General features: G+C 50.1%; 7 protein-coding genes. All 7 read right to left on the bottom strand.

The window, feature by feature from the left end; all coding sequences use genetic code 11:
• Nucleotides 1-2: 2 nt before the first annotated feature.
• The 7 genes from ACYVGO_RS01000 to ACYVGO_RS00970 all read right to left on the bottom strand — a co-directional run bounded on the left by ACYVGO_RS01000 (nt 3) and on the right by ACYVGO_RS00970 (nt 14,376).
• Nucleotides 3-1,772 carry an L-lactate permease gene (locus ACYVGO_RS01000; RefSeq protein WP_460966894.1) on the bottom strand — a complete coding sequence of 590 codons (1,770 nt, stop codon included), beginning with the start codon at nt 1,770-1,772 and terminating at the stop codon, nt 3-5.
• Nucleotides 1,773-1,926: 154 nt separating this feature from the next.
• On the bottom strand, nt 1,927-4,104 hold the full coding sequence (locus tag ACYVGO_RS00995) for an alpha-amylase family protein (protein WP_460966892.1): 2,178 nt from the start codon (nt 4,102-4,104) through the stop codon (nt 1,927-1,929).
• A 111-nt stretch (nt 4,105-4,215) separates the two neighbouring features.
• On the bottom strand, nt 4,216-6,399 hold the full coding sequence (locus ACYVGO_RS00990) for a hypothetical protein (RefSeq protein WP_460966891.1): 2,184 nt from the start codon (nt 6,397-6,399) through the stop codon (nt 4,216-4,218).
• Between the two features lie 310 nt (nt 6,400-6,709).
• The gene (locus ACYVGO_RS00985; RefSeq protein ID WP_460966889.1) at nt 6,710-8,419 is read right to left on the bottom strand and encodes a GMC oxidoreductase; all 1,710 of its coding nucleotides are present in this window, start codon (nt 8,417-8,419) and stop codon (nt 6,710-6,712) included.
• A gap of 189 nt (nt 8,420-8,608) precedes the next feature.
• Complete coding sequence (locus ACYVGO_RS00980; protein ID WP_460966887.1) at nt 8,609-9,169, bottom strand: gluconate 2-dehydrogenase subunit 3 family protein; 561 nt, start codon at nt 9,167-9,169, stop codon at nt 8,609-8,611.
• 142 nt (nt 9,170-9,311) lie between these two features.
• Nucleotides 9,312-10,763, bottom strand: coding sequence for a RagB/SusD family nutrient uptake outer membrane protein (locus ACYVGO_RS00975; RefSeq protein WP_460966886.1), 1,452 nt, complete (start codon nt 10,761-10,763; stop codon nt 9,312-9,314).
• A 154-nt stretch (nt 10,764-10,917) separates the two neighbouring features.
• Nucleotides 10,918-14,376: a TonB-dependent receptor gene (locus ACYVGO_RS00970; RefSeq protein WP_460966884.1), complete on the bottom strand. Its 3,459-nt coding sequence runs from the start codon at nt 14,374-14,376 to the stop codon at nt 10,918-10,920.
• Nucleotides 14,377-14,484: the final 108 nt, after the last annotated feature.

The raw sequence follows: 14,484 nt of genomic DNA, 5'->3' as shown, positions 1-14,484 counted from the left end.
CATTAATTAACTAAATCGGGAGTTTGTACTTTCTTTTTGGCAGTCGACAGAACGGAAATGGCTATTCCGACTAACAATACCCCTAATACAATCAGGTACATGTAGCCTTTCGATAAGTCGGGGATGGATGCGGCTTTCTTGCTGCCAAGCATTTCGTAGACCGGAATTATCCATTTCATGGCGTATGCCTGAGCCAGAACAATAAGGCAAATGAAGATTAGCATGTAGAAACTATGCTTCACGGTAAAGCGAAACAGTTCGGATTCTTTGCCCACCAGATTACCCGCAGCCGCAGCTACAGCAATGGATTGGGGCGAAATCATTTTACCAACCACACCGCCTGATATATTGGCGGCTACGGTCACTACCGGGTCAACGCCGATAGACTGGGCTGTGGCATATTGGAGTTTACTAAATAACGCATTAGCCGATGTATCGGAGCCGGTAATGAACACACCCAGCCAGCCTAGTACGGGCGCAAAAAATGGAAATAGGTAACCCGTATTCGCCAGCACTTCGGCCAGTGTGAGCGTAATGCCCGAATCATTCAGGATGTAGGCGAATCCTAACACCGCTGCAATCGTCAGAATAGGAAACCGGAGTTGGTTTAGCGTGGCCCCAAATACTTGCGCACCCTCCCGATAACTCAAACCAACCAGCGGAATAACCACTAGGGCAGCAATCAAAATGGCCGTTCCGGCGGCAGAGAAGTAGTTGAATTTGAATATTTTAGGCAACAGATTTCCATCTTCTCCCTGAATGGCATTGTGCAGGCCCGGAAATTCAAACTGGGTCATCCCCGCCGAATTTAGAACATCCTTTATGGGTTGTATTCCCCAGGCAATGACCATGATTGTCAGCACAATAAACGGCGACCAGGCTCTGATGAGCTGTCCGTTTGTATAGCTAATGTCGGTATTGATTGTGGCTGCGGGTTCATTGGCAAAGCGCCAGATCGTCTTCGGTTTCCAGAAGCGCAGTAAAACCATCAGGCAGATAATTGAACCAAGTCCGCCAATCACGTCGGGTAAAGCAGGACCAAGAAAATTCGAGGACAAATACTGAAGGATAGCAAATGAAAGACCAGACACCAGCACGGCTGGCCATATTTCCCGCGCTTTTTTGAAACCGGCAATAATGCTCACCAGATAAAAGGGCAACATGATCGACAGAATCGGCAATGTCCGACCAACCATCTGTGAAATAGGCAATTCGGGAATACCCGACACTTGCGAAGCGACCGTAATAGGAATACCGATAGACCCAAAGGCAACGGGTGCCGTATTGGCAATCAGGCAAATACCCGACGCATAGAGTGGATTGAATCCCAGCCCGACCAACATCGCTGCCGTAATAGCCACGGGCGCGCCAAATCCGGCGGTACCTTCCAGAAAAGACCCGAACGAAAAGGCGATCAGCAACGCCTGCAACCGTCGGTCGGAGGTGATCGATGCCATGAAGTGTTTTATGATCTCGAACTGTCCACTTTTCACGGTGACGTTAAATAGAAAAACGGCCATGGTCACCAGCCAGCAAATGGGGAATAGCCCATACAAGGCCCCGTGAGCCGCCGACAAAAGCGCCAGTTTTATGGGCATTCCGTACACAAGAATGGCAATAATCATGGCCAATCCTGTAGCGATCAAACTGGCCTGATACCCCTTCATTTTCCTGATAATCAGCGCCCAGAATATAAATAGAATCGGCACTGCCGCTACGAGTACGGATAAAGCAATGCTGTTAAATGGATCAATAACTTGTTTCCAGACCATGAGGTATATTCTGTTAATGAATTGATTTTCAATCGACCGTGGCGTCGGGTTCTTAAACCCGACGTGCGAGGTTTTTCAAAACCTCGTGTACTGATTAGGTTTTGAGAAACCTCATATGTCAGTTTTAAGAAACTGACATCACAGTCCTACTCAGCTACACCAAATCCAACGCAACAATCTCGTGATCGAGAATCTTGGGCACCGTTACGGTTACTTTGTTGCCCTTTAGCTCAAATTTAGGCTTTTGGTCGCTCATCAGTAGTTTCACACCAGTCACTTTTGCACCAGTTGGAACCGCAATACTAACCTGAGCTTCTACGGGTATCAACTCGCGGAAAGGGCCTTTCATCATCATTGGATTGGTCAGGTTTACCAGATGGACAGTCATGGAATTAGCCTGCCGCCAGGCAGTAACATCAATCACGCCCGGCCCCGTTACGGTAGCAATGGGCTCCTCGTTCAGCGCCCAGTTGACCACATTACTTAGCAGTTGGCCATGATCGGTACCCATCATTTGCCAGAACGAGCGATCCAGATCGCCGGGAATATAGGCCACACGACCTTTGCCAACCTGCCGAAGGTAGAGTTCCCGCGTATCGGTTTCGGCCACGCGTGGGTACACATCCTCCATCGGCAAATCGGGGTAGGTAGGTATCAGCGTGATCGGGCTGGGGAACGTGGTCGTTGGTTTCACATCGACTTTATAAATCGTATTGATAATGCGGGGTGTATCGTCCAGTCCTTTCAGAATCAGTTGCGTCTGGCTGTTTTTGGCATCGTTCCGCAATTGCAGATAACTGTTTCGCAATGGTCCTTCTACTTTCTGGTCGTACGAAACACCGAACAAGCTGGCTAAACCGAAATCAGGCCGTTGTTTGCCTTCTTCGTCATACAATGATGTTTCAAAGGTGGACACAATACTACCGCCATTAGCTACGAACGCCTGAATCTGTTGGCATTGCGCATCCGAAAGAGCCGCAATGTTGGGTAGAATCAACAACTTGAATCGCTTCAAATCCTCGGGGGTAAGCAGCCGATCATTCACCATATCGAAGGGAATGCGGCTCTCTACGAGGGCGTGATACATACCGTCCAGGTGGTCGCTGCTTTTCTGCTGCCAGGGTTTGCCACCGTAATTACGGTCAGTTTGTTCCGAGTAAACAACGCCCACGCGTGATAGCGAAGCAGTGTTTCGCAGGTATTTCTCATTTTTATAGTAGCCTTCGTACAGTTTGGCGACGGCCTCTATCCAGCGTTTGTCGTAGATGTCCCCTCCGAACTTCACGAAGCAGGGGCGCATTCCGTTGGCGGTACCCTCTGCCACCCAAATCCGAATTTCGGCGTCGCTCTGCACCGAATCTTTCCACCGAAATTCCTCTTCGATGCCCACACTAAAGATACCGATCAATGGCTTCAGTCCCAACGTCGAACGGAGTTCTTTGGCCCCTTTCCCATTGGACCAGGGTGCCATCAGACCGCGTCGGGCCTGTTGGTCGGCGAAGAAAAGATCGGCTTCTTTGCCGGTCATAACCTTATCCGGAAATCCGTTGGGAATGAAACGAGCCGTCGGTTTCTGCTTACGGATGCCCGCGTCCCACACAGACCATACTTCTCGTAGGCGCTTCATTCGCCAATCTGCCCATTTGCGGTACGTTGGATCGAGCTTGTCGGCAGTCTTGGGCAATTCCAGGCCGGAGGCTGCTTTGAAGTTACGAGTACAGTGTTCACAATAGCAGATATCATGACCATGCCATCGGTTCGAGAAAATACCTTCGGGCTGGAATTTCTCCATGATTTCCTGATTCACCTGTGTCATGAACTCAAAATTATACGGCCCTAAGGCGCAGGTGACCCACAACTCCGGGTTGGCCCAGTGACGGCGCGGCTTTCTATCGACGGTTACGGCTATCCAGTCGGGGTGTGCCGCATAAACATCCTGCCGGGCGGCATGCGGATCGGTACGGAGCATGATTTTCATGCCCTGTTTTTTGCAGCCTTCCACCAGATACCCCAACGTGTCGGAATTACCCATGAAGTCGCTGCGGTGATGCAGAGGAATTTTCGTTGGATAAAAAGCGACGATACCCCCAGCACTGAGCAAGGCACCATCGGCGTGAATCCGTTTGAAGTAGGTGAGCCAGAAATCCGGATCGTAGTGGCCGGGGTCGCGCTCGACAAAAGCAAGCTGCGCCCACCGCATCGGGCCATCGAGCCAGTACGTTTCAGTTGGAGCCAGTATATTGGCAGATGAACTAGCCAGAGCCGACGGCCCAGACAATGCATAAGCGCTGCCGATGAGGCCGGTGGTTTTAATAAAATCTCTTCGTTCCATAAGTAAAAATTTCAATTAACCACAGAGGCACAGAGAACACAGAGTAATTCTTTCTCGGACTTCGGCCTCTTTACCGCTTTGTGCTCTCTGTGACTCTGTGTTTACTATTTTTTATTCTTTTGCCAGGACAATGTCGCGTTCGACCTGCGGCAGGTAATTGCTCCACAAAAAGCGCTGGGAGTCTTTATAGGCATTCTCTTTCGAGATATAGCCCTCATTGTAAGGCACTTCGTGATAATGACTGGTCGTAATTTCGCTGACTTTCTGCCAATGACGCAGACACTGATTTAGGTAGGTAATCGCCTTCTGTTGCTGCGTTTTATCCTGCGAAAATCGGTAGGTTTGAAGCGCCACGGCGGCCCGGAGTTTATCTGCAAAATAGCGGCTTAAGTAGGCCCAGGTTTCCAGATCGGCTAACTCACAAGCCAATGTAGGAGAAGCGCCCGAACGAAGCTGCTGCACTCGCTGGAGAACCGTTTTACAATCCGCATCCAGTAAATCGGCTACCGCAATTGGCGTCATTTTACCAGCGGCTATTTTCTTCTTTGCGACTATCTGGCCAACGTAATCTTTAATCGACAAATAAGCCGGATCTAACGTAGAATGGTCGATTAACTCATTGATCGAAATAAAGCTTGACACCGTATCCTGCGCGCCTTTGCCAGCCGAAAAGGGAGCCAGGAAACCTTCCGAATACAAGGTATAATCCCAGGTTGAACCGTAAAAAGACGCCAATCTCAACGGCATCTGGCTAGCCGCTGCATATGCTTCAAGCATCGATTTGCCTGATTTCAATCCATAACGGTTCGCGAAAGCCGCTTCAAAGACCGCATCGGGCGTGGCAGGATCATAAAGCAGACGTCCCCAAAGCTGATAAAACAGCCATTGTTTCTCGAAGGCATACGTCCAGGTCTTATGTGCGCTGGCCACATGTGAATAATCATTAGCGGGTATATACCCTTCAGAGCCAACGAAATACCCATTGACGTAAGGAGCCGTATTCTGCGCGATGTGCCGACGAATGAAATCCGGCTGCCCCCAGCGAAGAATGAAAAAATCCTCGTTCCGAATCATCCACTGAATGCGGTAATTCGACGGCATCGGGTTCCAGTAGCCATCATCCCGCTTCCCCGAATGCGAATCGTGGGTCAACGCCAGCACGGGTGTCGAGTGCCCGTGCGACCAGTTGAACTTGATTTCGACCAGCGTCGTATCGGGCAAGTGAGCGTTGTTGATCACGCGTCGCATTTCGCCGGGATCGGCCGAGAGTACGGAACGGTGAAGCAACTTAACCGGACGATTAGCCGATTTGATACCGGCCACTACCGTCTCTTCAATCCAATCCTCACGGTCTTTGGGCGTCATCTCCGGCAGCGTTGAATTGGTACCACTGAAGTTGCTCATCCAGTCCGCCAGAGTGATTCCGATGCCTGCTAAATCCGGGTATTCGTTAATAACCTGTGTAACCACTTCGCGTGTGTACCGCTTCACCACCGCCGACGTATCGTTCCGCTCCTTCACGCCATACGCCTTCGCAAACTCGGGCGATACGGCAATGTTCCAGTTTACAATATACGGTTCGATTCCCCGCTCTTTCGCCATTCGGAACAGGCTTGTCCAGAAGTACTTCCAGTCGGCCATTTCGTTGGGCGAGAAGCTGTTAGCCTCCGGAAAGTTGGTCGGCTTCACCATGTAGGAGAACGGATGGACATTCCAGAGCGATAGAACGTTGAAGCGATTTTCAGCCATTTGGTCCAGCATACGCTGCCAATACGCCAGATCGCGGCATACATCTTTGTGTACGTCCATCGCAGGGCCCTTTCGATAGGACGACCAGGGCAAATTCACCTTCAAGGCCCGAACCGTAAAATGTGGATTAACAGCCTTGGGTGTCAGCGTTTTCCAGCTTTTACCCATCTGGATTTGTTCCGCTACATCCAGAACCCCATACATGGCACCGGCATCATCGACGGCAGTTATCAGCAGATTATTATTCTGATAACTAATCCGGTAACCCTCATTCCGAATGAACAACTCACCCACGGCTGATTCAACCACAATAAAAACGCCGGTTACTTTTTTCCCTAGCGTAAATTGCATTTTCCGAACAGTCTGGCCAGACTCTTTAAGTACTTTTTCTAAATGACTGACACCAAACTGAATAGGCTTACTGGCTATATCGAACGAAATAGTTAGCTGAGGTTTCTGGCTCGTTGCCTGTGCGGAGGCAATCCCCGGCAACGTGAGGGAAAGAGCTAGAACGTATAAAAAATGAACAATGTATTGCCTGTGCATTCGGGGCTATGGGTTTGGCGTAGTCGGAGAAACAGTTAGAGAAAGTAAAGTCCTTATTCTTAGGAGTGCCATACCCCTAAATCCCCTTCAGGGCAGGGTTGTTAAGTTCTAAATTTTCTTCTCTTAATAAGATTCTTTTGTTGGTTTGCCTTTACCCCCAGCCCCCTGAAGGGGGAGAAAACCCACTTCGGAGTACTCCCCCTTCAGGGGGCTGGGGGGTAAAGACGCTAGAACTTAACAGCCCTCCCTTAAAGGGAACTTTATCCGCCAATGAGCAAAGTCCCCTTTAGGGGATTTAGGGGTAAACCAATCAAAGACTCCGCGCTTTCAATTGATCGACGGCGTGTTTAGCGGCCCGCGCCGTGAGCGCCATATACGTAATGGATGGGTTCACGTTCGAGGCTGAGGTCATGGCCGAACCGTCTGTGACGAATACGTTCTTGCAGGCGTGTACCTGATTGAACTTGTTAAGCACCGACGTTTTCGGATCTTTACCCATGCGGGCCGTGCCCATTTCATGAATACCCAGGCCCATGTGCGCAACGGCATTGTCGTAAGGAACCACGTTTTTGCAACCAGCCGCTTCGAGCATTTCGGCCCCGTCGTTCATGATGTCTTTCCGCATGGCGCGTTCGTTCTCGCCAAAATCTGCATCGAACACCACTTTAGGTAAGCCCCATTTATCGGTTTGGTCTTCGCTGAGATAGAACCGGTTATTCGGATCGGGAAGCACTTCGCCGAAGCCGCTCAGGTTAATTTTCCAGGGACCGGGTTGGGTCATCTTCGCCTTGAAATCAGCACCAAAGCCCGTTTCTGCAGCTCCCCGCGACCAATCGGCCCGCGATGCACCACCCTGGTAACCGAACCCACGGAGGTAGCTGCGTTTGTCGTTCCCCCAGTTTCGGAAACGCGGGATGTACAAGGCATTGGGTCGGGCACCAAAATAATAGTCGTCTTCAAAGCCTTCGATGTCGGCACGAGCGCCCACGCTGAGGTGGTGATCCATGAGATTCCGGCCCAGTTGATCGCTGTCGTTACCTAATCCGGTTGGGAAACGCGACGATTTTGAGTTCATCAGAATGGACGTAGAGCCAATCGTACCCGCGTTCAGGAAAATTACTTTGGCGTAAAACTCCCGAACCTCCATCGTATTCTGGTCAATTACCCGTACGCCTTTTGCCTTCTGCCCCTGACTATCCAGCAAGATCTCTTTCACAATGGCGTTGTGCACAATCGTAAGCCGATTAGTTTGGCGAGCCGCTGGAATGGTAGCAGCCAGCGAACTGAAATACGCGCCGAACGGACAACCTCGCGAACACCGGTTTCGGAACTGACAAGTAGCCCGTCCTAATGCCGTATGCCAGGGTTGAGGCTTCGTCAAATGCGCCACGCGACCAATCGTAATGGGTCGGTTCAGCTTCTGCCCTACCGATTTTTTCAAATGCAATTCGGGGGCTGTCATGGCCATCGGTGGCAGAAACTTACCGTCCGGCAACACGTCGAGTCCCTCTGCCTGACCGCTCACACCCACAAACTTTTCGACGTAATCGTACCAGGGCACAAGATCGTCGTAGCCAATTGGCCATTCAACACCAAGTCCCTGTTTGGCATTGGCGAGGAAATCCTCACGATTCCAGCGGTAGGATTGTTTTCCCCATAACAACGACTTGCCACCCGTATGATAGGCTCGAATCCAGTTGAAGGGCCGTTTCTGGATATACGGGTTCTCGGCGTCGTTGGTGTACAGGTATTGCGTGCCTTCTTTGGCCGAGAAGTACATACTAGCGTAATGCTCTTCGGCCGCGAGGTTGGTTATTTTGCCCCGATGTTCGAACTCCCAGGGGTCTTTCATGGCGGTTTTATAATCCTCAACGTGCTTGAGTTCGTAGCCCCGTTCGAGCATCAATACCTTTAACCCTCTCTCGGTCAGCTCTTTAGCCGCCATGCCGCCGGTCATGCCCGAGCCAACCACAATGGCATCGTATGTTTGTGCCTTGTCGGATTTTATATTCAGATTCATGTTTTAGAATGATTGAATTAGTGAATGTGTGAATGATTGAATTGCTGCTAGTGCTGTCAGCGGGGCCGCCCGCGCGGTGCTTACATCTGACATATTAGGTTTCTCAAAACCTAATGACACGAGGTTTTAAGAAACCTCGCGCGTGTCAGGTGTAAGTACCCGACACCACACTAACCACACTAGTTTATTTCACACTTGATTTCCGTACATAAAATCTTTCTGGCCCGGCTTGATCTTAATGGCCTCGAATCGACCTGGAATGGGCTGATAATCAAATGATGCTTTAATGCCCGCTTCCGACGTGAAATAGCCCAGTAGCGTAACCTCCTTGACAATTTGCCAGAACGACGGGCTGGTGGCGCTGGGCGTAGCACTGGCTTCGACCTGCTTCAATAGGGCCGTCTGCTGATCCGGTTTAAGACCTAAGAAGTTCTTGCGTTCCAACTCCTGCACCCCAGCAATAAAGGCATCCTGAGCAGGCTTTTTGTAACAATCGCGGAGCATCACATCCATGAACTCGGGTACGCCGACATCAATTGCACCCGGCGTATCAGTTTTGGGAATGATCATATCCGATACGCGAGCCACGATTTCGCGTTGTCCGTCGTCCAATATAGAATCGGCGGTTTGAGGCCGAGTTTTTTGATTGTCAATTCCCTCCTCCCAACGGCTCATGGCCATCAGGGTTGGTGCCGACAGCGTTCCGCCCATCAACCAGGCCACTCGCGCTACTGCTTCCCGTCTGTTCATTTGTTTATCAATTACGTTTGGCTACAATCTTTTTTTTGACAGGATTTACAGGATGAACAGGATTGGTTTATTGGAGATAATCCTGTTCATCCTGTAAATCCTGTTAAAAAATATAATACTAGAAGGCGACAACACCGATTATCTAATACCCTGGATTTTGCTTGATCTTGTCTTTGTTGACATCGATCTGCGCCTGAGGGACCGGGAAGACCAAATTATTCTCCGTAAGCACGTTGACTAATCGAATCTGGTCTTTCTTGCTGTTCAAAAGTGGAATAGCCCGGCCCGTACGAACGAGGTCATACCAGCGATAGCATTCAAACGCAAGTTCGACCCGGCGCTCCTGTTCCATAGCCAATCGGAATGACTGCTGATCTGGAATATCGGTAGCGGTTTTCGCTTTCAAACCTGCCCGGGTACGAATCTGATTCAGGTAGGTAAAAGCCTCGCCCGTAGGCTGATAGCCCACTTCGTTTAAGCTCTCGGCATACATCAACAGCACATCGGCATAGCGAATGATTGGAATGTTGTTGCCGTTATCATTATTCGTGGCGGGCGTATCGAAATACTTCTTTACGTAGTTCGCCGTCACGACCTGACCGCTGGCATTGACATACGAGATGGCCATCGAAATATCCCTGCGTATGTCACCTGGCTCATAGGCTTTGTACAAATCTTCTGTCGGTTGATTATTCCCATTACCGCTGAACGCAATGACCGAATTACCCGAGCTTTGGGGCGCAAACAGGTTCGGCCAGGGGTTTCCTTCGGCTGATCCACCCGATTTGTACTGCACATCAAACACCGACTCTTTGTGATTCTTATTGCTCACTTTAAACACATCGGCGTAGCTGGGCAAAATAGCGTACACGTTCAGGTCAATCACCTCTTTCAACTTGGCCACTGCCTGTGAATACTTCTTCTGGGTCAGGTACACTTTACCCAGCATGGATTTAGCAGCGCCCTTCGTGGCCCGACCCACATCAACCCCGGTATAGGTAACAGGCAAAGCAGCTTCGGCCTCCGAGAGGTCCTTTTCGATCTGTGCATACACTTCCGTTTTAGGGTTACGGGTATACGCGTACCCATCGTCGGGGTTGTTGATCGGCTTGGTCACCAGGGGCACATCGCCGTAGGTTTGTACCAGAATGAAGTAAATCCAGCCCCGCAAAAACTTCACTTCACCAATGTAGCGACTCTTGATGGCTGCGTCCATCGTAATCCCGTCAATTTTATCCAGAATGGTGTTGAATCGCGCAATGGCCGAGTAACAGTCATTCCATCGGCCAGAAATGTACGGGTTCGTCGTTTTGATGTAAAAGCGATCAAACTCATCCTGATCGGTGATGGAACCGGAGGCTACCGGTACTGTATTGTCGGACGCTATATCGCCAAATACGTAGCTGTTGCCCGCAATACCATCGGCTTGCAGGGCGGCATAGCTTCCGCTAAGCGCGTTTTTTATATCGTCGCCCGTTTTGTAGAAATTATCGGTCGTGGCATTCGAAATCGGACTTAAATCCAGGAATTGCTGGCGGCACGAACTGATGAAAAATACCATCAGGACGCTCGCAAGGATTCTATATATCTTCATTGTTGAAACTGATTAGAAGGTAATTTAAACACAGAGGCACAGAGTGTTCCACAGAGAATACAGAGGGTTAAATGAGGTATAAATCAGTGTTTTTCATATAATTAAACGCTGTGTTCTCCGTGAAATCCTCCGTTCCTCTGTGTTTAACTCTGTCTCAAAATCCCACATTGATACCAAACGTATAGGTCCTTGCCAGTGGATACGCGCCGTAGTCGATACCAGCCGATAAGGGACTTTCGTAGTTGCTCACTTCCGGGTTGTAGTTCAGGTACTTCGTCCAGGTGTAGAGATTCTGAGCCGATACGTACAACCGCAGTTGCTGGATCTTGACCTTGTTCAGCAGCTTTGTTGGCAGCCGATACCCCAGATTGACGTTCTGAATCCGCACATAACTGGCATCCTCAACCCAGCGCGACGACACGGCATTGTTGTTACCCGTGCTACGTTCATTGGCCCGTGGCGTGATACCATCGCCCGGATCACTCGCCGACCGCCAGCGGTGCAAGGCCGTTGTCATCTGATTCTGGTTACCCTCCATATTGTCGAAGTACCGGCGACCGATGTTCAGAATTTTGCCGCCCTGCGTACCCTGAAAGGAAATATTCAGATCGAAACCTTTGTAGCTGAACGAGTTGGTAAAGCCGTAAATGAAATCGGGCTGGTTGTTGCCCAAGATAGTACGGTCGGTTGCCGTGATTTTGCCATCGCCATCGATATCAGCGTATTTCACATCGCCCGGCCGGGATGTAACATCGTGCGGGTTGGCATCTAAATCGGCCTGATTCTGGAAAATTCCGAGTTGCTTATAGCCGTAAAAACTACCGATGGGCGCTCCGATCTGCGTAATGGTTAAATCGGCCAGACTGCCGCTGGTTGTCCGGATCGGGTCGCCGGTTGGGCCGAGTTCCAGCACTTTGTTGCGGTTGAATGATAAGTTAAACGTCGTATTCCAGATAAAGCCTTTGGTCATGTTGCGGGTATTGAGCGCAAACTCCATCCCCTTATTTTCCATCTTCCCGATATTCTTATAGGCCGATGTAAAACCCGTCAGCGAAGGCACATTGACCGACAACAACAGGTCTTTGGTAATCCGATGGTAATAATCGACACTCAGGTAGATGCGGTTATTGACCAGACCCACGTCAATACCAGCATCGAACTGCTGATTTTTCTCCCAGCCTAGTTTCGAATTCGCCAGCGAAGACGGCGCTAACCCATTGACCAGATTATTGTTAAAGCTGTAGTTGTCTGGTCGCAACTGGCCTACGTAGGGATAATTATCCGAGAATGCGTTGTTTCCCGACAGCCCGTAACTAACCCGAAGTTTGGTTTCGGAGATGGCTCGTATATTTTTCATGAACGATTCCTCGCTCACGCGCCAGCCCAACGACCCCGCCGGAAATGTACCCCAACGATTATCAGGTCCGAAAATGGACGACCCATCCCGACGAACCGACAGATTCGCCAAGTACTTGCCCTTGTAACTGTAGTTGGCTCGGGCAAAATACGAGACCGATGCATTGGCTGTTTTGAACGACCAGGCAGTCGTTGTGGAACCACTGGCGCTGGCATTCAACGTCTCGACAACGTCATTGGCGTATGAACTCCCCGAAGCACTGCTCGACTGAAACTTGGTTGACGTAGCTTCCATACCGACCAGAGCCTCAATGTTGTGTACCGAGTTTATGTTTTTGGTATAGCCCACAACCTGGTTGAACAACCAGCTCAAATTCTGATCGGAGTAAACCGTCCCCATGGCCGTAGTCGGTGGCAACAGGTTGCTCAACGGCATTCTCGACGTGCGGTAGGTATTGCGTCGGTTATCGCTGAAGTTTACGTTGGCCGATGCCCGGTAATTGAAATTCTTCAGGAATCCATAGTCTGCGTAGATATTTCCGAGCAGGTTTCCCGACAGATAGGGACTGTTATATTCGGTAATATTGGCCAGCGGATTCGTAACGCCCGGCAGGTTATACGGTGCCGCCAGCGCCAGTTGTGATGAATAGGAGCCATCGGCCGCATAAACAGGAGCCATCGGAATAGCTGCCAGTGCTGCCGTAATGATGCCCTGATTAAACCACTGATTTTCAGCCGTAACCTCCTGAACATTTTTGAAAGAAGGGTTCAGGTTCATACCCACTTTTAACTTCGGTAATAGGTTCACTTCAACGTTAGCCCGGAAAATGTACCGATCCAGCGACGATTTCAGAATGATACCGTCCTGCTTCAGGTAACTCCCGCTTACCAGATACCGCGCTTTTTCATTACCGCCCGATACCGAAAGCTGGTAGCTGCTCATCTTGGCCCGGCGAAAAATCAAATCCTGAAAATCGGTGTAGGGCAGATTGGCGACTTTGGCTGGATCGTCATAATTGAACCAATCGAACAAATCACCCCGTGGGTAGCGATACCGCAGGTAACTGGACGGCCGAACGCTGTTTGGATCGGATGCGTTGCCTCCCTGAACATTGTCTAGATAAGCCGTATTGGAGGCTTCCTTGGCAAATTCAGCATATTGCTGCGAGTTCAGCAGGTCTATTTTCTTGGTGATTTCCTGAAAGCCGGTATACACATCCAGGTTCACATTCATACGCCCCGGTTTCCCGCGTTTCGTCGTGACCAGCAGAACGCCATTAGACCCTTTAGACCCGTAAATGGCTGTGGATGAAGCATCTTTCAGGACGTCAATGCTTTCAATATCAATACTACTGAGCAAGCCGAAAACGCCGGAACCAACAATATTTCCGTCGACCACGATTAGGGGCGAGGTGCCCGCACTGATCGAGCCGAAGCCTCTCACTTTAATGGCTGGCGTGCTACCGGGAGCGCCACTGGTTTGCTGAATGACAACCCCCGGAATTTTCCCCTGCAAGGCCGTAGCTACGTTCGATACGGGCATGTCTCGAATCTCGCCCATCGGTACGGATGCAATGGCTGCGGTTACGTCGGCCCGTTTCTGGGTTCCATAACCCACCACAACCACTTCCCCTAAGGCTTTGGTATCGGTGGTTAGCGTCACCGTCAAGATAGACTCGTTCCCGACAGTGACTTCTTTCGGCAAATACCCAACCGAGCTGAATACGAGCGTGGTTTCGGTGTCGGGCAGTTCCAGTTTAAACTGACCCTGTGCGTCGGTTGTCGTGCCTTTCTGCGTTCCTTTTATGACGACGTTTACGCCGGGAAGTGTGACGCCGGTCTGGTCACTCACCGTTCCCGATACCGAGCGGGCAACCTGTTCAATTGGCGTTACCAAAGACGCCTGATCGACATCAACGGGTGCCGGTTTAGCCGGACGATCGGGCCGGATGATGATCATGTTGCCACTCACTTCGTAGGCGAGTTGAAGCGGTTTCAGCAGTTTGATCAATACCTGCGAAAGTGGCTCTGATTGGCTTTTAACGGATATTTTACGATCCGACTGGATAATTTGCGAGCTAAACACAAAACGGGCATCAACCTGTTTTTCAATCTGATGCAGTACTTTTTTTACATTCTGACTCTCTACCGAAAGCGTAATTCTCTGGTCGAGAAGCTGCTGGGCTTTCCCATCACGTGCCCACGAAATTCCGGCTAGTGCACAGACCAGAAACCATTGGATGAGGGTTATACGCATGATTCTTAAAAGCCTTTCATCTACAAAGCGTAGTTTTTGCATACATTTGTCATGTTTTGTTGGGTGAGCAAAAAAATTCAACAAAATCCCCCCAACCCATTCATTGTC

It is taken from the genome of Spirosoma migulaei, assembly GCF_054776855.1.
This window is presented reverse-complemented; position numbering and strand designations above follow the sequence as displayed.